This is a genomic window from Streptomyces tamarix, assembly GCF_032423885.1.
GTDB lineage: Bacteria > Actinomycetota > Actinomycetes > Streptomycetales > Streptomycetaceae > Streptomyces > Streptomyces tamarix.
Window position 1 is genome coordinate 30,986 of the sequence record NZ_JAWCTQ010000005.1, and the last position, 19,635, is coordinate 50,620.

Consider the following 19,635-nt stretch of genomic DNA (forward strand, 5'->3'; position numbering starts at 1 on the left):
ACCTCCGGTCCGGTCGTCCCGTCTGGGAGAATGGCCGAGGGGCGACGCCGCCCCGGGACCAGCCCTTCGAAACCCGCATAGAACACCAAGGACGTGCCGATCGTGGCTCAGAGCAGCACCGAGACCGACTGGGTCTCCCGTTTCGCGGACGAGGTCATCGCCGAGTCGGAGCGACGTGCGCCTGGCAAACCGGTCGTCGTCGCCTCCGGTCTCTCTCCGTCCGGCCCCATCCACCTCGGCAACCTCCGCGAGGTCATGACCCCGCACCTGGTGGCCGACGAGATCCGCCGCCGCGGGCACGAGGTCCGGCACCTGATCTCCTGGGACGATTACGACCGCTACCGCAAGGTCCCGGCCGGCGTCCCCGGCGTCGACGACTCCTGGGCCGAGCACATCGGCAAGCCCCTGACGTCCGTCCCGGCCCCGGCCGGCTCCCCGCACGCGAACTGGGCGGAGCACTTCAAGGCCGCCATGGTCGCGTCGCTCGCCGAGCTGGGCGTCGAGTTCGACGGCATCAGCCAGACGGAGCAGTACACGGGCGGTGCCTACCGCGCGCAGATCCTGCACGCGATGAGGCACCGCGCCCAGATCGACGCGATCCTCGACCGGTACCGGACGAAGGACAAGACCACCGGCCAGCCCAAGGCCAAGGTGCAGCAGAAGCAGCAGAAGCCGGTCGACGAGGCCGAGCTGGAGGCCGCCGAGGGCTCCGGCGCGGCCAGCGAGGACGACGGCTCGGGCGGCGCCGGCGGTTACTACCCGTACAAGCCGTACTGCGGGCGCTGCGAGCGCGACCTGACGACCGTCACGGCGTACGACGACGAGACGACCGAGATGGCGTACACCTGCGTCTGCGGCTTCTCCGAGACGGTGCTGCTGAACGAGTTCGACCGCGGCAAGCTGGTCTGGAAGGTCGACTGGCCGATGCGCTGGGCGTACGAGGGCGTGATCTTCGAGCCCAGCGGCGTCGACCACTCGTCGCCCGGCTCGTCCTTCGTCGTCGGCGGGCAGATCGTCCGCGAGGTCTTCGACGGCGTCCAGCCGATCGGCCCGATGTACGCCTTCGTCGGCATCTCCGGCATGGCGAAGATGTCGTCCTCCAAGGGCGGCGTGCCGACGCCGGCGGACGCGCTGAAGATCATGGAGGCGCCGCTGCTGCGCTGGCTGTACGCGCGCCGCAGGCCCAACCAGTCCTTCAAGATCGCCTTCGACCAGGAGATCCAGCGGCTCTACGACGAGTGGGACAAGCTGGAGGCCAAGGTCGCGGACGGCACGGCGCTGCCGGCCGACGCCGCCGCGCACTCGCGGGCCGTCCGCACGGCCGCCGGCGAGCTGCCGCGCACGCCGCGCCCGCTGCCGTACCGGACGCTCGCCTCGGTCGTGGACGTCACCGCCGGACACGACGAGCAGACCCTGCGCATCCTCAGCGAGCTGGACCCGGCGAACCCGCTGACGTCGCTGGACGAGGCGCGGCCGCGGCTGGACCGCGCGGAGAACTGGATCACCACGCAGGTCCCGGCCGAGGCCCGCACCATCGTGCGCGACGAGCCCGACACGGAGCTGCTGGGCTCCCTCGACGACGAGGGCCGCGAGTCGCTGCGGCTCCTCCTGGAGGGCCTGGACAGCCACTGGTCGCTGGACGGTCTGACGACGCTCGTCTACGGCGTCCCGAAGGTCATGGCCGGTCTGGAGCCCGAGGCGAAGCCGACGCCGGAGCTGAAGGTGGCCCAGCGCGACTTCTTCGCCCTCCTGTACCGCCTCCTCGTCAGCCGGGACACGGGCCCCCGCCTCCCGACGCTGCTCCTGGCGGTCGGCGCGGACCGCGTCCGCAAGCTGTTGGGCGCGTGACACGAGGGGCGGCGCGCCCCGGATGACGGACGAGGGGCCCCACCCGTTGCGGGTGGGGCCCCTCGTCCGTTGTTCGTCGTCTGTCGTCTGTCGTCTGTCGTCCGTGGCCCGTGGTCGCGCCGTTCGTTGCCCGCCGTCGCGTCGTTCGGGCGAGGCGGGGTTGCGGTCCGCGTACGGCGGGGTGGTGGGGTGGGCGCGGGAGCCTCGCGGCATGAGGGAACTCGCGGCGGCACTGGATGGTTCGTGGGGGTGCGGAGGGCGCTGGGCATCGCCGGGCGGGAGTTCGGGGAGCGGGTGGGGGGTTGCGCTCCCGGGCGAGGGAGCCATGCCCCTGTACGGCGTCGTCGCCGTCGCCGGGGGCGGCTGGGGTGACGGGTCGGTCGCTCTGGGGCGGCCGTTGCCGGGACGTCGTCGCCGGAGCCGCTGTCGTCGGGGTGGCTGCTGCCGGGTTGGCTGGTGTCGGGACTGCCGTCGTCGGGTTCGTCGTTGCCGGGGCTGCCGTCGTCGGGGTGGCTGCTGCCGGGTTGGTCGTCATCGGGGCTGCCGTCGTCGGGGTGGTCGTCGCCGTCTGCCGGGGGCGGCCGGGCGCCGCGGTCCGTTGATCCGGGCCGGGCGGCCGGTCAGGCGATGTGCTCGGCTTCCAACTCGGCCTGGTACCGGGTGATGAAGTCCGGGAGCAGCCTGCGGAGCAGGGGCACGGCGCGGGGGTGCTGGAGGCCGTACGCGTCCGAGAGGAGGAGGGCGAGGGTGTCGGCGCTCGGCGGGTTGTCGTTCTCCCCGACGTACTCCTGGAACGCCCCGTACGCCGCGCGGACGTACTCGTCCTCCTCCGCCTCCGGGACGCGGGCGGACGCCTCGGCGTTCGCCGCCGGGTCGTACGAACCGGCGTAGGCGGTGTCCTGGGGGAGCTTGGGCGCGGAGAACCAGGGGCTGACGTGGTTGGCCGGGACGGCGTGCGACTCCGGCTGGGGCGCGGGCTGCGGGTGGGACTCCGGCTGAGGCTCCGGTGCGGGCTGCGGCTGCGGCTCCGGCTGGCGTGCGGGCTGCGGCTGGGGCTCCGACGCGGGCTGCGGGTGGGGGGCCGGGGCCGGGTGCGACTGCGGGTGGGCCTGCTGGTGCTGGTCCGGGGCTTGGTGCTGGGCCGGGGGCTGGGCCTGCTCCTGAGTGTGGGCCGGTGCCGGGGCTTGAGCTGGAGGCTGGGTCCGGTCCTGGCCGGGTGCCTGGGGCCGGGCGGGCACGGACTGCGGTGCCCGGACCTGCGGTTCCGGCTGCACGGGCGCCACGGGCCGGGGCCCGGAGGGCTCCGCCTGGGGGAGTTCCGCCACCGGGGCGGCCACCAGCGGCGCGGGTGCCTGTTGGGCCGCCGGGTTCGGGGGCAGCAGCACCGGTTCGATGCCCGCCGCCGCCAGGCCCGCCGGGGCGGTCTCCGCGAGCGGTACGCCGTACTTCGCGAGGCGCAGCGGCATCAGCGCCTCCACCGGCGCCTTGCGCCGCCACCCGCGACCGAACCGGGCCTGGAGGCGCGCCTGGTAGATCAGCCGGTCCTGCTCCAGCTTGATCACCTGCTCGTACGACCGCAGCTCCCACAGCTTCATCCGCCGCCACAGCCGGAACGTCGGCACGGGCGACAGCAGCCACCGGGTGAGCCGTACGCCCTCCATGTGCTTGTCGGCCGTGATGTCCGCGATCCGGCCCACCGCGTGCCGGGCCGCTTCGACGGCCACGACGAACAGCATCGGGATGACGGCGTGCATCCCCACACCGAGCGGATCCGGCCATGCGGCGGCGCCGTTGAAGGCGATCGTCGCGGCGGTCAGCAACCATGCCGTCTGGCGCAGCAGCGGGAAGGGGATCCGGAGCCAGGTCAGCAGCAGGTCCAAGGCCAGCAACACGCAGATGCCCGCGTCGATGCCGATCGGGAAGACCAGGGAGAAGTCGCCAAAACCTTTGTTCTCCGCGAGTTCCCGCACTGCCGCGTACGAGCCCGCGAAGCCGATCGCAGCGATGATCACGGCGCCGGCGACGACGACACCGATCAGAACGCGGTGCATCCGTGTCAGTTGCATCGCGGCCACCCGCGGTTCCCTCCCCTGGTTCGCATGCGCTTTCGCGGGCACAGCCTGGCACACGCGTACGGGACCCGGCCGCCCGGGGGAGGCCGGATCCCGTCGTTCTGCCGCTGTCGGGCGTTACTTGTTGGCGGCGGCCACGGCGGCGACGGCGTCCTTGACGGCCTTCACCGTGCCCTCCATCACGTCACCCGCGGCCGGGGCCTTGGCGCCCGCGTAACCGGTGCCGTTGTAGGAGACGGTGATCAGCACGTTCTCCGTGCGGACCACGATCACGCCGTAGCGGAAGGTCTCATCGGTCTTCTTCAGGGAGTAGCTGACGGCGCGGGCCTGGTCCCCGACGCCCGGCACGGGCGACGTCCGCACGTCGATGGCGCCCTCGGTCGCCTTCGCCTCGTCGACCTTGCCCGAGTACTTCTCCTGGGCGCGCTCCTCGCCGCTGCCGAGCGTCGGATCGGAGTCGAAGCGCAGCAGCGAGACGTCCAGCCAGCGGTAGTCGGAGCCCTTGACGCCCCTGTCCTTCAGGCCGTTCCACGAGCAGTTCCCGCGGTTGTTCAGGTCGGAGGACCTGCCGGGCGTGCCAGACTTCTTCTTCACTGCCGGTACGAGGTCCTCGACCGTCTTCGCGGTGATGGCCTTGCACGCGTCCGGCAGCTTGGCGAACTTCGCCGGGGCGACGCTCGGCGAGGGCGCCGCCGACGTGGTGGGCGCCGCCGGGGAGCCGGACGCCGCGGACGCGGAGGGCGACGCGGACGCGGACGCGCCGGAGCCGGAGTCGTCCGACGAGCAGCCGGCGGCGACGAGCATCACCGGGACGGCGGCGCAGGCGAGTATGCGGGTGAGACGCGGGGCTGATCGGTGCATGGTTCCTTCAGTCGCTCTGTCGCTTGTCGTACGAGTCGCTCGTACCGGCCCGCCATGCGGTCCGGTCGTACGGTCCGGGCGATCCGGCCCGGCCACGGTAGCCCGTCCGGGCGCCCCGCCGGGGGCCGTCGACGCACCCCGGCACGCGCCGGGACGCGGTGCGCCGGCGCCCGGGGCGCGGCTCACTCCTCGAACCGCTCGGCCAGACGGTGTGCCAGTTGCCACGCCTTCTCCTGCAGTTCCTCACTGTCCGGAACCTCCCCGACACGCGTGGGCTGGGCCGCGTACCGCACGGTCACGATCACGTTCGATGTGCGGAACACCACGCTGACGACGCGCTGCTGGGTGGCTGAACCGGCCGGGGCGAGGGTGTCGTCGAGGAACGCCGCGTCACCCAGGTCGGTCAGCGTCCGGGACTCCAGGCCCTCGGGGGGCGCGGAGGCCGTGGGGGAGGGCGCGCCGGGGGGAACGGTCTGCGGCTGCCGTCCGGCGACGGCGGGGGCGAGGGCGGTGCCCGGGGCGGTGGCGGAGGCGGTGCCGGGGGCGGTGGGACTGCCGGTCGGCCCGGCGGTCGGCTTGGTGGTCGGTCCGGTGGTGGGCCCGGCGGTCCCGGGCGCGGGGCTGGTGGCCGTGCCGGTGCCCGGGTCCGTGGCGGGAGGCGAGGCGGGGGTCAGGCCGGCGGCGGACTCCTTGGTCGTGTACACCTCCTGCGCCCGCGTCTCGTCGCTGACGGACGGGTCGTAGGAGACCACGCGCTCGAAGTCGAGGGTGAGGTGGTGGATGGCGTCCGGGCCGTCCGCCTTCCAGGTGCAGCCGACGCGGCGGTCCGTGTCGTACGTGACGGCGGCCGTCCCGCGCAGGACGCGGTCGCGTTGCTCGGCCGGCAGGGCGGTGACGGCGGGGAGCATGTCCTGCAGGGTGGCGTGGGGGACGGAGCCGCACGGTTCGAAGAGGGTGCGGTAGCGGCCGGGCTGGGCGATGGGCCCGGCGGCGGTGCCCGCCTTGGCGTCGATGCCGGAACCACTCGTTCCGGATCCGGAACTGCATCCTGCGAGGGCGGTGGCGCTGAGTGCCGCGAGGAGCGCGGCCAGACCGGATGCGTACGCCCTTCGCTGCACGGTCCCGGGCTCCCTTCCCTGCGGTCACGGTGAAAACAGCTTGCCGGTGGTTGGCGGCCGGTGAACACAATGTGTATCGCACGCGCGCCGTTGCTGCCGGTCTGCTGTCACTTATGTCAGTTCTGGCACCGGATTTTGCGTTTTCTGACTTTTCTGGGGGACCGAAGAAGTATGTCGTACGTCGAGATGCCGGGGGCGAAGGTCCCCATCCGGATGTGGGCGGACCCCGCCACGGTGGAGGACGTCGCCCTCCGACAGCTGCGGAACACCGCGACCCTGCCGTGGATCGAGGGTCTCGCCGTGATGCCGGACGTCCACTACGGCAAGGGCGCCACGGTCGGGTCCGTCATCGCCATGCGCGGTGCGGTCTGCCCGGCGGCGGTCGGTGTGGACATCGGCTGCGGGATGTCGGCCGTCAAGACGTCGCTCACCGCGAACGACCTGCCGGGCGACCTGTCCGGACTGCGGTCGCGGATCGAGCGGGCGATCCCGGTGGGCCGGGGGATGCACGACGAGATGCTCGACCCCGGACGGCTCCGGGGCTTCACGGCGACCGGGTGGGACGACCTGTGGGCGCGGTTCGACGGCATCGCGGAAGCGGTCAGGTTCCGTCAGGAACGGGCTGCGAAGCAGATGGGAACGCTCGGAAGCGGTAACCATTTCATCGAGGTCTGCCTTGATTCGACCGGATCGGTGTGGCTGATGCTGCACTCCGGGTCGCGGAACATCGGCAAGGAGCTCGCCGAGCACCACATCGGCGTCGCCCGGGGGCTGCCCCACAACCAGGACCTGATCGACCGGGACCTCGCGGTGTTCGTCGCCGACACGCCGGAGATGGCCGCGTACCGAAACGACCTGTTCTGGGCGCAGGAGTACGCCAAGTACAACCGCACGGTCATGATGGCGCTCCTGAAGGACGTGGTCCGCAAGGAGTTCGCGAAGGCCGGGGTGACCTTCGAGCGGGAGATCTCCTGCCACCACAACTACGTGGCGGAGGAGCGGTACGACGGCATGGACCTGCTCGTCACCCGGAAGGGCGCGATCCGCGCCGGGAGCGGCGAGTACGGGATCATCCCCGGCTCCATGGGCACCGGCTCGTACATCGTGAAGGGCCTCGGCAACGAGAAGTCCTTCAACTCCGCCTCGCACGGAGCCGGCCGGCGGATGAGCCGGAACGCCGCCAAGCGCCGGTTCTCCACGCGGGACCTGGAGGAGCAGACGCGGGGTGTGGAGTGCCGCAAGGACTCCGGCGTCGTCGACGAGATCCCCGGCGCGTACAAGCCGATCGAGCAGGTCATCGACCAGCAGCGCGACCTGGTGGAGGTCGTGGCGAAGCTGAAGCAGGTCGTCTGCGTGAAGGGCTGAGCCACCCGCCCGGCCCGGCCCGGCCCGACTTGCCCCGCTCCAGCCCGACAGCCCCACCCGGTGGCCTGGCCCGCCCGCTGACCCGCCCGCTTGACCTGCCCGGCCTGGCTCGGCCGTCCGGCCGGTCCCGGCGGGTCAGCCCTCCCGGTGGACCTTCTGGTTCGACGCCTGGGCGCGGGGGCGGACGACCAGCAGGTCGATGTTGACGTGGGGCGGGCGCGTCACGGCCCAGGTGATCGTGTCGGCCACGTCATCGGCCGACAACGGGTCGGGCACGCCCTCGTAGACCTTCGCGGCCCGCTCCGTGTCGCCGCGGAACCGGGTGGTGGCGAACTCCTCCGTCTTCACCATGCCGGGCGCCACCTCGATGACCCGGACCGGCGTGCCGACGATCTCCAGGCGCAGCGTCTCGGCGAGCACCCGGGCGCCGTGCTTGGCGGCGACGTAGCCCGCGCCGCCCTCGTACGTGGCGTGGCCGGCCGTGGAGGAGACCACGACGACCGTGCCGGCGCCGCTCCCGGTGAGCGCGGGCAGCAGCGCCTGCGTCATGTGGAGCGTGCCGAGGACGTTCACCTCGTACATGCGGCGCCAGTCCTCGGGGTCGCCGGTCGCCACCGGGTCGGCGCCGAGCGCGCCTCCGGCGTTGTTGACCAGGACGTCGCAGCGGTCCAGGGAGTCCGCGAAGGCGTCGACGGCCGGACGGTCGGTGACGTCGAGGGCGTACGCCGTGGCCTGGTGACCGGCTTCGGTCAGCTCGGCGGCCAGGGCCTCGATGCGGTCCTTGCGGCGGGCGGTGAGGACGACGCGGTGGCCGGCCGCGGCCAGGTGGCGCGCGGTCGCGGCCCCGATGCCGCTGCTGGCTCCGGTGACGACGGCGACGGGCAGGGCGGCGGTCATGGTCTGCGGGCTCCTCGGGCCGGTGAGCGGTACGCCGCCAGGATAGGCGTCTTCCGCGACTGAGTGTGGTGTACATGATCATCACTTGGGGCGGTCGTGGGCCGGTGGGTCGAGGTCCGCGTGGCTGACGCGGGATGAAGGGCGGGAAAGCGGTATCTTCCGGGCATGATGGCGATGCGTAGGGCCGCTGCGGCGGTGTCCGTCGCGATGGCGGCGGTGTTCGGTGCGGGCAGTGGTGCAGGGGCGGTCGGCCCGGAAGCCGATGTGATGCACCACGGCTACGCCACGCTCTCCGGCGACCGACTGGACGTGACGGTGCTGACACGGAACCAGGGGCCGTCCTCTCTGGAGGACATGACGTTTCGCGTGGAGGTGTCCGCGCCGGTCGTCTCGGTGGGCCGGAGGCTGCCGGCCGGCTGCGTGTGGGGCGGGGAGCGGGTCGTGCTGTGCTCGACGGGGCCGCTGGCCGCGGACGGCGAGCGGCGGGAGACCCTGCTGGATCTGCGGATCACGGGCGCGCCGCAGGAACTGACCGTGCGCGTGGACACGGCGTGGAACGGCGGCGCGACCGACGGCAGCCCCGACAACAACGACCACCGCGTGATCGTCCTGGCGACCGGAGACCCGTACGTGTTCTGACCGCCGCCCGACTGTCTGGTCTGAGACGCCCCGGGTGATGGGGTACGGTCCGCGGTCGCCGAAGGGACGTGCGTCCGCGGCGCCCGGTCCCCGGCCGGGCGGCGTTCAGCCCCGGGCCCAGGCTATGTAGCCGTCGGGGCGGACCAGCAGGGCGCCGCGGCGGGAGGGGTTCGCCCACACGGCCCGTACGACCCCGCCGGGCGCGGCGGCGATCTCCGGAGCGGCCGGGTGCGTGTCCCGGGGGGCGACCAGGACGAAGGAGCCCGCGCGCAGCAGCTCGTACAGGCGGCCCTCGGCGAGCAGGAGGTCCGGGACGCGCCGCCCGGCGAGGCGGTGCGCACCGCGCCCGGCGGGGTAGGAGACGGCGATTCCGCTGAGCATGCCCGTCACGGCGGCGGAGACCGGCCGGACCGTGGTGACGAGTCGGGCGACGGCGGTACGGGCGGCGCGCCGGAGGGGCGTGCGGGCCATGGCGAGGCGGATGATCGTCCCGCTGCCGCGGACGACGGCCGTGCCGACCGGGTGCCGCTCGGCGTGGTAGCTGTCGAGGAGCGCCTGGGGGTCGTCCGTGTCGCCGCGCAGGACGGCGGCGAGCTTCCAGGAGAGGTTCGCGGCGTCCTGGAGACCGGTGTTCATGCCTTGGCCGCCGGCGGGGGAGTGGACGTGCGCGGCGTCGCCGGCGAGCAGGACGCGGCCCACGCGGTAGGCGGGCACCTGCCGTTCGTCGCTGTGGAAACGGGAGATCCAGCGGGCATCGCGCATCCCGAAGTCGGAGCCGAGGGCGCGGCGGGCGATGCCGCGGATCTCGTCGAGGTCGGCGGGGACGTCGTCCGGGACCTGGTGGCGCCGGTCCCAGCCCATGACCCGGTACCAGCCGTCGCCGAACGGGGCGACGAACGCGAACGCGTCGCCGGTGCCGTTGGCGGCCAACACGTCCTCGGGGGGATCCGCCAGGCGGACGTCCGCCAGGACGAGCGAGCGGACCACGGAGCGGCCGGGGAACGGCAGGCCGAGCTGGTCGCGGACCGTGCTGCGGACACCGTCCGCGCCGACCAGGTAGCGGGCGCGGAGGCGTGTGACCGCGCCCCCGTCCCCCGGCGGGGCGAGCTCGGCGGTGACGCCTTCGGCGTCCTGGCGCAGGGCGCGCAGCGCCGTGCCGCGGCGGAACTCCACGCCGGCGGCCCGGGCGCGGCGCTCCAGCAGCCGCTCCACCTCGTACTGCGGGGTGACGAGCAGGTACGGGAAGCGGGAGCGCAGCCGCGAGAGGTCCAGTACCAGACTGCTGAACAGGCGCAGCCGGGTGAGGGTCGTGCCCGTTCCCACCAATTCGTCCGCAAGGCCGCGGGCGTCGAGGAGCTCCAGCGTCCGGGCGTGGACGCCGAAGGCGCGGGTGAGGTTGCCGGTCGCGTGGGGGCGGCGCTCGACGAGCGTGACGCGGAGTCCGGCCGAGGCGAGGTCGCCCGCGAGCAGCAGCCCGGTCGGACCCGCGCCCACGACGGCGACGTCCGTGTCGGTGTGCGCGCCGGTGCGGTCGCCCGGCTCGCCGGTCGTGCCCGTGCTGGTCGTGTCTGTGCCAGTCATGCCCGTGCTGGTCATGCCTGCCTCCTCAAGCCGACCCGAGTGGGTCAACGGTCGTTGGTCAACATTCGTTGGTCAACGCTTGTTGGCAAAGGTAAGCCGGGCGGGGCTGGCGTGTCAACACTTGTTGGCCTACAGTCGTTGGCGTGAAGGAAGACGCCGTCGTCGACACCCCGCCGACCCCCGCCCCCGCCCGTGCCCCGCGCCGCTCGGACGTCACCCGTGCCGCGATCCTCGCGGCCGCCCGCGAGCGGTTCGCCGCGGACGGCTACGAGCGCGCCACCATCAGGGCGATCGCCCGCGACGCGGGCATCGACCCGTCGATGGTCATGCGCTACTACGGCAACAAGGAGGGGCTGTTCGTCGCGGCCTCCGAGATAGACCTACGGATACCGAGGCTGGGCGCCGTGCCGTCCCGGCACGTCGGCGCCGTCCTCGTCACGCACTTCCTCGACCGCTGGGAGGCCGACGACGTCCTGACGGGCATGCTCCGCGTCGGCGTCACCAACGAGGCGGGCGCCGAGCGCATGCGGGAGATCTTCAAGGCCCAGCTCGGGCCGATGGTGGCGGGCGTCTGCCCCGACCCGGCGGAGGCCCCCCGCCGCGCCGCGCTCGTCGCGTCGCAGATCCTCGGCATGGCACTCGCCCGGTACGTGCTGCGGTTCCCGCCCGCGGCCACGATGTCGCGCGACGAGCTGATCGCCTGGCTCGCCCCGACGATCCAGCGGTACCTGACCGCAGAACGGCCGGAGCAGTCGGAGCGGCCGGATCAGCCGGATCAGCCGGAGGAGCTGGAGGAGTCGTAGGGGCCGGGCCGCGGCGGCCGGCCGTCAGGTCGCCGGGCCGTCAGGCCGCCGCGCCGCCGAACTCGCGGAGGGCCGTGCGGACGATGTCGTCCAGGCGGGCGTGGTGGGCGCCGCGCCAGTACACGCGGTCGCAGGCCGTACAGCGGGCGAACACGTCGTACGTGCGCTGCGTGCCGTGCTCCAGGCGCTCACGCACCTCGTCCTTGTCCGCCTCGGTCAGCACGCCGTTGCAGGCCGTGCAGCGGGTCCACGGGGCGAGGCGCGGGACGAAGCGCTCCAGCACGTCGCGCAGTTGCTCGTCCGGGCGGTGGCTGTAGACGTACGCGCCCGCCCACAGCTCCCGGCGGCGCAGCAGCCCGCGGTCGCGCGAGAGCATCACGCGCCGCTCCCGCGCCGACTGCGAGGCCAGCGCGGCGTCGCCGATGTCCTCGCTCTCGTACGCGGCGTCGACGCCCAGCAGCCGCAGCCGCCGCGCGAGCGTGCCCAGGTGGACGTCGAGCAGGAACCGGAGCGGCGCCCCCGGCACCTCCTGGGGGCGCCGTACGCCCCGTACCTCGATCTCGTCGCCGGAGGCCGGCACGTGCGAGGCGGGGACCGGCTCGCCGGACACCAGCAGGGCGCCCACCTCGGTGAGCGGCACGCCGAGCGACTCGACGACGTGCCCGAGCGTCGACACGCCGTCCGTCACCAGGGCCGTACGACCGGCACGGCGGGGTGCCGGTACGAACAGGCCGAGTTCGGGCGCGAAGCTGATGTGGATCTCCGGTCCGTTCACGCGGCCAGGATGCCACCGGGCGGCCCGCCCCAGCCAGATCATTTCCAGGCCCCACCGCCCGGCACCGGCTCCCGTTGCCCCGGACCTGTCCGGGGACGTCGCCCCGTCAGCTCCGGTTGTCCGGCTCCGGCTCCCGTCGCCCGCACCGGTCCGGCCTCCCCTGCCCGGCGCCGGCTCCCGCCACCCCACCAGTTCCTGCCGCCCCGGCCCCGCCCGGAAGCCGCCGCCCCGCCAGCCACCGCCACCCCACCAGTTCCTGCCACCCCACCAGTTCCTGCCACCCCGCCAGTTCCTGCCGCCCCGCCGGTCCCCGCCGTCCCGCCAGTTCCTGCCGCCCCGCCGTCCCGCCGGTCCCCGCCGTCCCGCCGGCCCCCCGCCGCCGGTCCCGCCCAGGAGGCGCCGTTCCTACGCCACCACCCTGAAGTGGGTCGTCACCCCGCCGTCCTCGTCCACCACGTGGAACGCCACCCCCGGCGGCGCCGCGCGGTCGGTGAAGCCCTCGCCCGCCTCCCACGGCATCCGCACCGTCGACACCACGCCCGGGGCCACCAGCAGCGGACGGCCGGCGAACACGGTCGCGGCCGGGGTGTGGGCGTGGCCCGCGAAGAGGGCCGGGACGTTCCGGCGCCCGGCCAGCAGGCGGGCCAGGTCGTCGGCGTTGAGGAGGTTCATCCCGTCCAGTACCGGATGGCGCAGCGCGGCCGGCGGGTGGTGGAAGGCCGGCAGGGCGGGCGCGCCGTCCAGGTCGTCCAGGGTCCGCTCCAGCCAGTCGAGCGTCCGCGCGTCGAACCGGCCCGCGTCCTCGCCCGGGATCGTCGAGTCGCACATCAGCAGGGCGTGGCCCGCCACGTGGTGCACCCGGTTCACCGCCGCGCCGGGGTCCCCGGCGCCGTCCTCGCCCAGCAGGACCTTCCGGTAGGCGGCCCGGTCGTCGTGGTTGCCGGGGCAGGTGTACGCGGGCGCCCGCAGCCCCGCCAGCAGCTCCGCCGCCTGCGCGTACTCCTCGGGCGCCCCGTGGTCCGCGATGTCGCCCGTGACCAGGACCGCGTCGGGGCGCCGGGACAGGCCGTTCAGGTACCGGACGACGCGGACGGCGCGCTCCGTCGCGCGCTCGGTTCCGTCGAGATGCAGATCGCTGATGTGGGCCAGCAGCACGGGAGCCCCCCTGGACGCGCCTAATGGTTGGAACACTCTAAACCGTTAGTCCGGTGCGCGTCGCCCGGGTCACGCCTCAAGATCGAAGCGCCAGTCGTTGCTCGGCGTCAGCCGTCCCGCCGGGTACTCGAAGAGGCGCTCGCCCCGCAGTTCGAAACCCGCCTTGCGGCACACCGCGTTCGACGCGGCGTTCCGCACGGACGGGTAGGCGTGCAGGTACCGGTACATCCGCGCCTCGCGCGCCAGCGCCACCACCGCGCCCGCCGCCGCCGTGGCCACGCCGCGCCGCTGGAAGCCGGGCAGGACGCTCCACCCCGTCTCGTACACCCGCTCGCCGTCCCAGGTCAGCGGCCAGTACCCGATCGTGCCGACCGGCACCTCCCCGGGCAGCAGGACGACCCGGTACATCCGTCCGGCCTCCTTCGGGCCCCCGCTCATCTCCACGTACCGCCGGTGCCGCCGGGCCAGCCGCTCCTCGGTCTCCGGCCCGCCCAGGTACGCCGTCACCTCCGGCGCGTTGGCCGCCCGCAGCAGCGCGAAGTCGCCCTCCGACCAGGGGACGAGCCGCACGGGCGGCGCGGCGTCCATCAGGGCCAGACGAGACAGTACGGCTGGTGGCCCGCCTCGTGGAGCCGCACCGAGAAGTCCTGCCACTCGTGCAGCAACTGGTACACGTCGAACGCGTCGCGCGGCCCGCCCCGGTCCGGAACCGTCGACCAGATGAAGGCGGCGGCGCCCACGGACTCCTCGCCGACCCCGCGCAGCGGGTCGACGACCGTCATCGGCAGCTTCACCACCGCGTAGTCGGGGTGCAGCACCACCAGCTCCAGCGGCGGCACCTTGTGCAGGGGCATGCCCTGGAGGCCGGTCAGCACCATGGCGGCTATGGTCTCCGGCTTGATCTTGGTGAACATCCCGCCCATGCCGAGCTCGTCGCCGCCGAGCTCCTCGGGTCGCATCGAGATCGGCACGCGCGCGGCCGTCGCGCCGTTGGGCGCGCCGAAGTACTTGTAGGTCACCCCCATGCGTCCGCCCCTGCCCCCCAGGGGGCCCGCCCCCAGGGGCGCGCCTCCCGCGGGGACTTCCCGTTGGAAGCCGTCATCCCGTCGTACGGGCTCCCGCGGGGCGGGATCGTCCCGCTGTCGCCGGTGCCTCCCCCGCCGGGCACGCTCGGGGCCCAGATCGCCGGTCCCCTCGCCCAGTCCGCCACCGCGATGCATATCTCCACCCGACTGCTTGCAGGGTGACACGGCCCCCGCCGCGCGACCCGATCATCGTGTCAGTGACCTCCCCCGCGGACGGGTGGTGAAACACCTGTCCGCAAGAACGTCCCGGCCTCTGACACCATGGTTTCCGTGAGCTCTCCCTATGACGCCCCAGTTTCGCAGACGCGGAGGGCCGGCGCCTTGCCGAAAACAGGGTCCGGAAACTCCGTGATCCCTCAGCTTCGCCCGAGCGGGGGAACGGCCTTGTGAAACAAGATCGTGAGGGAAGGCGTCGCGCCGAAGCAAGGCCGCCCGGCCGATCGTCGTGAAACCGGATGCCGTGAATAGGGAACACGGCTCGCCCCGCCCCCGCGGGACCGTCCCGCCGCCGCCCCGGCGGCAGCGCCCGCACCAGCCGTCCGTCCACTCGTTCTCGCAGGTCAGGACCCCAGTGTCGTACTCATACGAAGCCCCAGTCTCACAGTCGCTCTTCGACCGCGCCTCCCAGGTGACGCCCGGCGGCGTGAACTCCCCCGTGCGCGCCTTCCGCGCCGTGGGCGGCACGCCCCGCTTCATGGTGTCCGGCACGGGCCCGTACCTCACCGACGCGGACGGGCGCGAGTACGTCGACCTCGTCTGCTCCTGGGGGCCGATGATCCTCGGCCACTCCCACCCCGAGGTCATCGCCGCCGTGCAGGAGGCCGTCGCGCGCGGCACCTCCTTCGGCACGCCGGGCGAGGGCGAGGTCGCGCTCGCGGAGGAGATCGTGGCGCGGGTCGCCCCGGTCGAGCAGGTGCGGCTCGTGTCCAGCGGCACCGAGGCGACCATGTCCGCGATCCGCCTGGCCCGCGGTTTCACCGGCCGCAGCAAGGTGATCAAGTTCGCGGGCTGCTACCACGGGCACGTGGACGCGCTGCTGGCCGCCGCCGGCTCCGGCGTCGCCACCTTCGGGCTGCCCGACACGCCCGGCGTCACGGGCGCGCAGGCCGGCGACACGATCGTGCTGCCCTACAACGACCTGGAGGCCGTCCAGGAGGCGTTCCACCGCCACCCGGGCGAGATCGCCTGCGTGATCACCGAGGCGTCCCCCGGCAACATGGGCGTCGTCCCGCCCCGCCCCGGCTTCAACCAGGGCCTCAAGGACGCCTGCGCGAAGAACGGCGCGCTGTACATCTCCGACGAGGTCATGACCGGCTTCCGCACGTCCAGGGCGGGCTGGTACGGCGTGGACGGCGTCGCGCCCGACCTGATGACCTTCGGCAAGGTCATGGGCGGCGGCTTCCCGGCCGCGGCGTTCGGCGGCCGTGCCGACGTCATGGCGCACCTCGCGCCGGCCGGCCCCGTCTACCAGGCGGGCACGCTCTCCGGCAACCCCGTCGCCACCGCCGCGGGCCTCGCGCAGCTGCGGCTGCTCGACGACGCCGCGTACGAGAAGGTCGACGCGGTCTCGCGGGAGATCCAGGGACTGGTGACGGACGCGCTGGCCAAGGAGGGCGTGGCCCACCGGCTGCAGAACGCGTCCAACATGTTCTCGGTCTTCTTCACCGACCGCGACGTCCGCGACTACGAGGACGCCAAGCGGCAGGAGTCCTTCCGCTTCACCGCGTTCTTCCACTCGATGCTGGCACAGGGCGTCTACCTGCCGCCGTCCGCCTTCGAGTCGTGGTTCGTGTCGACGGCCCACGACGAGCGCGCCGTCGAGCGGATCGCCGCCGCGCTGCCCGCCGCCGCCCGCGCCGCGGCGGAGGCCACGGAGGGCGCGGCATGACGGACGTGCGGCCGGAGGAGGTGACCGTCGTCCACCTCATGCGCCACGGCGAGGTGCACAACCCGGACGGCGTCCTGTACGGCCGCCGCGCCGGGTACCACCTGTCGGAGCTGGGCCGCCGGATGGCCGACCGGGTCGCCGAGCACCTGGCCGACCGGGACATCGCGTACGTCGTGGCGTCCCCGCTGGAGCGGGCGCAGGAGACGGCGGAGCCGATCGCCGGGACGCACGGCCTGTCCCTGGCCACGGACGAGCGGCTGATCGAGGCGGGCAACGTCTTCGAGGGCAAGACCTTCGGCGTCGGTGACGGCGCCCTTCGCAGGCCGGGCAACTGGCGGCACCTGACCAACCCGTTCCGGCCGTCGTGGGGCGAGCCCTACGTCGACCAGGTCGTCCGGATGATGGGCGCGCTCGGCTCGGCGCGCGACGCGGCCCGCGGGCGCGAGGCGGTGTGCGTCAGCCACCAACTGCCCATCTGGATCGTGCGGAGCTTCGTCGAGCGGCGCCGGCTGTGGCACGACCCGCGGCGCCGGCAGTGCACCCTGGCGTCGCTGACGACGTTCACGTACCACGGCGACCAGATCGTCTCGGTCGGCTACAGCGAACCGGCCCGCGACCTCGTACCGGCGCACCTGCTCGCGGGCGCCAAGCCGGTGAAGGGGAAGTCGAAGGGATTTGGCGCCTGAGTTCCCGGGACGGCGGTCCCGGGGCGGGGTAACCGTTTCAGCACGCCGATAATCGTGTGATTATCGGCGGAACCCCGTTCCTCTTTTCCGCATCTCCCCGTGCGCCGGGCCGGAACCCCGCCCGGCGCACCCGGGAGCGGAAGGGGGAGCGGCATGCGCGCGGTCGGCCGGAGGGGACTGCTGGGGGCGGGGGTCGGCGTCGCGGCCGCGCTCGGAGCGGGCGGCTGCGGCGCCCCCGGTGACGGCCCCGGCGGCTCCGGCGGCGCCCGCGGGGCCGGTGACCGCGACGGCGGCGGGCGCGGTGGCGGACGTCCCGGAAAGGGCGGCGGTCCCGGCGGCGCGCCGCCCGGGCGCCTTCTCGGCGACGGCTCCACCGCCGACACCGGCGGGCAGCCCCACCAGCCCGCCCGCCCCGCCCCCCTCGAACCGGGCCGGACCCCGCCGCAGTTCGTGGTCTTCTCCTGGGACGGCGCCGGGGAGGTCGGGAACGGCCTCTTCCCGCGCTTCCTCGACCTCGCCAGGGACCACGGCGCGGCGATGACGTTCTTCCTCTCCGGGATCTACCTCCTCCCCGAATCGAAGAAGACCCTCTACCGCCCGCCGAACAACCGCCCCGGCGCCTCCGACATCGGGTACCTCACCGACGCGCACATCAAGGACACCCTGAAACACCTCCGCCGGGCGTGGCTCGACGGGCACGAGATAGGCACCCACTTCAACGGCCATTTCTGCGGCGGCCCCGGATCCGTCGGGAACTGGACCCCCGACGACTGGCGCGACGAAATCGAGCAGGCGGTGAAATTCGTCACCGAATGGAAGACCAACAGCGGCTGGACCGACCTCGACCCGCTCCCCTTCGACTACCGCAGGGAACTCGTCGGCGGCCGCACCCCCTGCCTCCTCGGCCAGGACGGCCTCCTGCCCACCGCCAGGAGGCTCGGCTGGCGCTACGACGCCTCGTCCCCCGGCGGCCGCCAGGTCTGGCCCGCCAGGCGGGAGGGCCTGTGGGACCTGCCCCTCCAGGCCGTGCCGTTCCCCGGCCGCTCCTTCGAGGTCCTGTCGATGGACTACAACATCCTCGCCAACCAGTCGAAGAACTCCACCCGGGGCGTGCCCTCCCGGTACCCCGGCTGGAAGAGGCAGGCCACCGAGGCGTATCTGGCCGGATTCACGCGCGCGTACGAAACGAATCGGGCGCCCTTCTTCATCGGCAACCACTTCGAGCAGTGGAACGGCGGGATCTACATGGACGCCGTCGAAGAGGCGCTCAAAGTCATGGCCGGAAAGGAGGACGTGCGCCTCGTCTCCTTCCGGCAGCTCGTCGACTGGCTCGACGCGCAGGACCCGAAGATCTTGAAGAAGCTCCGGTCCCTCGGGGTCGGAGAATCCCCGGCCGGCGGCTGGAACGCCTTCCTGCGGGCTTAACGGAGCTTCACAAGGGGCTTTACGGGCACTCAGGGGGGCGGCCAAGATCCGCGCAACGCCCATGCGAAACTTTTCACATGAGCCACAGCCGCGCCCCCCGAGGCCTCCTGCTCACCGCCGGCGCCCTGGCGGCCGCGCTCGCGCTGACCGCGTGCAGCGGCAGCCCCAAGGGCACGTCCGGCGGTGGCGGCAACACCAACTTCGTCACCAACATCGGCGGCATCGCCACCATCACCAAGGACGAGCGCCCCGCGCCCAAGGAGCTCGCGGGCGAGACGCTCGAAGGCGACCGGCTCGACGTCGCCGACTTCAAGGGCAAGGTCGTCGTCCTCAACCTGTGGGGCGACTGGTGCAACCCCTGCCGCGCCGAGGCCCCGCACTTCGCGAAGGTGGCAGGCGACCTCAAGTCCGAGGGCGTCGAGTTCGTCGGCATCAACACCCGCAGCGACAAGGGCAAGTCGATCAAGTTCGAGAAGGACTTCAAGATCCCGTACCCGAGCCTCTACGACCGGTACGGCAAGCTCGTCCTCAACGGCTTCCCCAAGGGCGCCGTCCACCCACAGGCGATCCCCTCGACGCTGGTCCTCGACCGCGACGGGAAGATCGCCGCACGGGCCCTGAAGGCGCTCTCCGAGAAGGAGCTGCGCTCGATGATCGCCCCGGTGCTCGCCGAGAAGGCCGACGGGCAGTAGTCCATGAACGAGACGGTCTTCAGCGGGGCCCTCCTGCTGGCCCTGCCCGTCGCCGTCCTCGGCGGCCTGGTCTCCTTCTTCTCGCCCTGCGTGCTGCCCCTCGTCCCCGGCTACCTCTCGTACGTGACCGGGGTCACCGGCACCGACCTGGCCGAGGCGCGGCGCGGCCGGATGGCGCTCGGCGCCGGGCTGTTCGTCCTCGGCTTCTCCGCCGTCTTCGTCTCCGGCGGCGCCCTGTTCGGCTACTCGGGCCAGACGCTCCTGGAGTACCGCGAGGTCCTGAGCAAGGTCCTCGGCGTGGTCATGATCCTCATGGGCGTCTTCTTCATGGGGCTCATGCCGTGGCTCACGCAGCGCGAGTTCCGGTTCCACAAGCGGCCGGCCGCCGGTCTCGTCGGCGCGCCGGTCATCGGCGTGCTCTTCGGCATCGGCTGGACGCCGTGCATCGGCCCGACCCTCACCGCCGTCAACGCGCTCGCGCTCAACGAGGCCAGCGCCGGGCGCGGCGCGCTGCTCACCCTCGCGTACTGCCTCGGTCTCGGCGTGCCGTTCGTCGTCGCCGCCGTGGCCTTCCGCAGGGCGCTGGGCGCGTTCGGCTGGGTCAAGCGGCACTACGCCTGGGTGATGCGGATCGGCGGCGGCATGATGATCGCGACCGGTCTGCTCCTGCTGACCGGCGTGTGGGACGCGCTCGTGCAGGAGATGCAGAGCTGGTCCAGCAGCTTCCAGGTGGGGATCTGAGGTC

Annotated in this window: 18 protein-coding genes; 9 read left to right on the forward strand and 9 right to left on the reverse strand. The window is 73.1% G+C overall.

Translation table 11 applies throughout. From position 1 onward, the window contains the following. The first annotated feature begins 93 nt into the window (after nucleotides 1-93). Nucleotides 94-1,848: a lysine--tRNA ligase gene (lysS, locus tag RND61_RS05790; RefSeq protein WP_315876679.1), complete on the forward strand. Its 1,755-nt coding sequence runs from the start codon at nucleotides 94-96 to the stop codon at nucleotides 1,846-1,848. A 620-nt stretch (nucleotides 1,849-2,468) separates the two neighbouring features. Here the strand turns inward: lysS and RND61_RS05795 are convergent. From RND61_RS05795 to RND61_RS05805, 3 genes are all read right to left on the reverse strand, one after another. Next, complete coding sequence (locus RND61_RS05795) at nucleotides 2,469-3,923, reverse strand: DUF2637 domain-containing protein (protein ID WP_315876680.1); 1,455 nt, start codon at nucleotides 3,921-3,923, stop codon at nucleotides 2,469-2,471. A gap of 114 nt (nucleotides 3,924-4,037) precedes the next feature. Further along, entirely contained in the window at nucleotides 4,038-4,781 is a 744-nt protein-coding gene (locus tag RND61_RS05800; protein WP_315876681.1) for a DUF3558 family protein, read from the reverse strand. 182 nt (nucleotides 4,782-4,963) lie between these two features. After that, complete coding sequence (locus RND61_RS05805; RefSeq protein ID WP_315876682.1) at nucleotides 4,964-5,899, reverse strand: DUF3558 domain-containing protein; 936 nt, start codon at nucleotides 5,897-5,899, stop codon at nucleotides 4,964-4,966. A 171-nt stretch (nucleotides 5,900-6,070) separates the two neighbouring features. Between RND61_RS05805 and RND61_RS05810 the strand changes: the two genes are divergently transcribed. Beyond that, on the forward strand, nucleotides 6,071-7,264 hold the full coding sequence (locus tag RND61_RS05810) for an RtcB family protein (RefSeq protein WP_315876683.1): 1,194 nt from the start codon (nucleotides 6,071-6,073) through the stop codon (nucleotides 7,262-7,264). A 135-nt stretch (nucleotides 7,265-7,399) separates the two neighbouring features. Here the strand turns inward: RND61_RS05810 and RND61_RS05815 are convergent, their stop codons facing one another. Then, nucleotides 7,400-8,161: an SDR family NAD(P)-dependent oxidoreductase gene (locus RND61_RS05815; RefSeq protein WP_315876684.1), complete on the reverse strand. Its 762-nt coding sequence runs from the start codon at nucleotides 8,159-8,161 to the stop codon at nucleotides 7,400-7,402. 165 nt (nucleotides 8,162-8,326) lie between these two features. Between RND61_RS05815 and RND61_RS05820 the strand changes: the two genes are divergently transcribed. Next, nucleotides 8,327-8,800 (forward strand): hypothetical protein, encoded by a 474-nt coding sequence (locus RND61_RS05820; protein ID WP_315876685.1) that lies wholly within the window; start codon nucleotides 8,327-8,329, stop codon nucleotides 8,798-8,800. 105 nt (nucleotides 8,801-8,905) lie between these two features. Here the strand turns inward: RND61_RS05820 and RND61_RS05825 are convergent, their stop codons facing one another. Continuing rightward, the gene (locus RND61_RS05825; protein ID WP_315876686.1) at nucleotides 8,906-10,396 is read right to left on the reverse strand and encodes an FAD-dependent oxidoreductase; all 1,491 of its coding nucleotides are present in this window, start codon (nucleotides 10,394-10,396) and stop codon (nucleotides 8,906-8,908) included. A 128-nt stretch (nucleotides 10,397-10,524) separates the two neighbouring features. On the opposite strand from RND61_RS05825, the gene RND61_RS05830 reads away from it, so the two are divergent. After that, nucleotides 10,525-11,184, forward strand: coding sequence for a TetR/AcrR family transcriptional regulator (locus RND61_RS05830; protein WP_315876687.1), 660 nt, complete (start codon nucleotides 10,525-10,527; stop codon nucleotides 11,182-11,184). A gap of 40 nt (nucleotides 11,185-11,224) precedes the next feature. On the opposite strand, the gene RND61_RS05835 is transcribed toward RND61_RS05830, so the two are convergent. The 4 genes from RND61_RS05835 to RND61_RS05850 all read right to left on the reverse strand — a co-directional run bounded on the left by RND61_RS05835 (nucleotide 11,225) and on the right by RND61_RS05850 (nucleotide 14,334). Next, nucleotides 11,225-11,959, reverse strand: coding sequence for a Mut7-C RNAse domain-containing protein (locus RND61_RS05835; protein WP_315876688.1), 735 nt, complete (start codon nucleotides 11,957-11,959; stop codon nucleotides 11,225-11,227). A gap of 405 nt (nucleotides 11,960-12,364) precedes the next feature. Continuing rightward, a complete protein-coding gene (locus RND61_RS05840; RefSeq protein WP_315876689.1) occupies nucleotides 12,365-13,114 on the reverse strand; it encodes a phosphodiesterase in 750 nt (249 codons plus the stop codon). A gap of 69 nt (nucleotides 13,115-13,183) precedes the next feature. Further along, entirely contained in the window at nucleotides 13,184-13,702 is a 519-nt protein-coding gene (locus RND61_RS05845; RefSeq protein WP_315876690.1) for a GNAT family N-acetyltransferase, read from the reverse strand. Next, complete coding sequence (locus RND61_RS05850; protein ID WP_315876691.1) at nucleotides 13,702-14,334, reverse strand: hypothetical protein; 633 nt, start codon at nucleotides 14,332-14,334, stop codon at nucleotides 13,702-13,704. Before RND61_RS05850 ends, RND61_RS05845 begins: the two co-directional genes overlap by 1 nt. Before the next feature lie 436 nt (nucleotides 14,335-14,770). On the opposite strand from RND61_RS05850, the gene hemL reads away from it, so the two are divergent. From hemL to RND61_RS05875, 5 genes are all read left to right on the forward strand, one after another. Then, the gene (gene hemL / locus RND61_RS05855) at nucleotides 14,771-16,087 is read left to right on the forward strand and encodes a glutamate-1-semialdehyde 2,1-aminomutase (protein WP_315876692.1); all 1,317 of its coding nucleotides are present in this window, start codon (nucleotides 14,771-14,773) and stop codon (nucleotides 16,085-16,087) included. Next, on the forward strand, nucleotides 16,084-16,773 hold the full coding sequence (locus RND61_RS05860; RefSeq protein ID WP_315876693.1) for a histidine phosphatase family protein: 690 nt from the start codon (nucleotides 16,084-16,086) through the stop codon (nucleotides 16,771-16,773). Before hemL ends, RND61_RS05860 begins: the two co-directional genes overlap by 4 nt. Before the next feature lie 153 nt (nucleotides 16,774-16,926). Next, nucleotides 16,927-18,198, forward strand: a complete 1,272-nt coding sequence (locus RND61_RS05865; protein ID WP_315876694.1) for a hypothetical protein — start codon at nucleotides 16,927-16,929, stop codon at nucleotides 18,196-18,198. 77 nt (nucleotides 18,199-18,275) lie between these two features. Then, nucleotides 18,276-18,890: a TlpA family protein disulfide reductase gene (locus RND61_RS05870; protein ID WP_315876695.1), complete on the forward strand. Its 615-nt coding sequence runs from the start codon at nucleotides 18,276-18,278 to the stop codon at nucleotides 18,888-18,890. Between the two features lie 3 nt (nucleotides 18,891-18,893). Continuing rightward, the gene (locus RND61_RS05875) at nucleotides 18,894-19,631 is read left to right on the forward strand and encodes a cytochrome c biogenesis CcdA family protein (RefSeq protein ID WP_315876696.1); all 738 of its coding nucleotides are present in this window, start codon (nucleotides 18,894-18,896) and stop codon (nucleotides 19,629-19,631) included. Nucleotides 19,632-19,635 lie beyond the last annotated feature (4 nt).

Excerpts from the sequence above, each read along its gene's own strand:
- RND61_RS05800 (WP_315876681.1), bottom strand. The coding sequence starts at position 4,781 with ATGCACCGATCAGCCCCGCGTCTCACCCGCATACTCGCCTGCGCCGCC.
- RND61_RS05810 (WP_315876683.1), top strand. The coding sequence starts at position 6,071 with ATGTCGTACGTCGAGATGCCGGGGGCGAAGGTCCCCATCCGGATGTGG.
- RND61_RS05815 (WP_315876684.1), bottom strand. The coding sequence starts at position 8,161 with ATGACCGCCGCCCTGCCCGTCGCCGTCGTCACCGGAGCCAGCAGCGGC.
- RND61_RS05820 (WP_315876685.1), top strand. The coding sequence starts at position 8,327 with ATGATGGCGATGCGTAGGGCCGCTGCGGCGGTGTCCGTCGCGATGGCG.
- RND61_RS05825 (WP_315876686.1), bottom strand. The coding sequence starts at position 10,396 with ATGACCAGCACGGGCATGACTGGCACAGACACGACCAGCACGGGCACG.
- RND61_RS05845 (WP_315876690.1), bottom strand. The coding sequence starts at position 13,702 with ATGGACGCCGCGCCGCCCGTGCGGCTCGTCCCCTGGTCGGAGGGCGAC.
- RND61_RS05850 (WP_315876691.1), bottom strand. The coding sequence starts at position 14,334 with ATGCATCGCGGTGGCGGACTGGGCGAGGGGACCGGCGATCTGGGCCCC.
- RND61_RS05860 (WP_315876693.1), top strand. The coding sequence starts at position 16,084 with ATGACGGACGTGCGGCCGGAGGAGGTGACCGTCGTCCACCTCATGCGC.
- RND61_RS05865 (WP_315876694.1), top strand. The coding sequence starts at position 16,927 with ATGCGCGCGGTCGGCCGGAGGGGACTGCTGGGGGCGGGGGTCGGCGTC.
- RND61_RS05870 (WP_315876695.1), top strand. The coding sequence starts at position 18,276 with ATGAGCCACAGCCGCGCCCCCCGAGGCCTCCTGCTCACCGCCGGCGCC.
- RND61_RS05875 (WP_315876696.1), top strand. The coding sequence starts at position 18,894 with ATGAACGAGACGGTCTTCAGCGGGGCCCTCCTGCTGGCCCTGCCCGTC.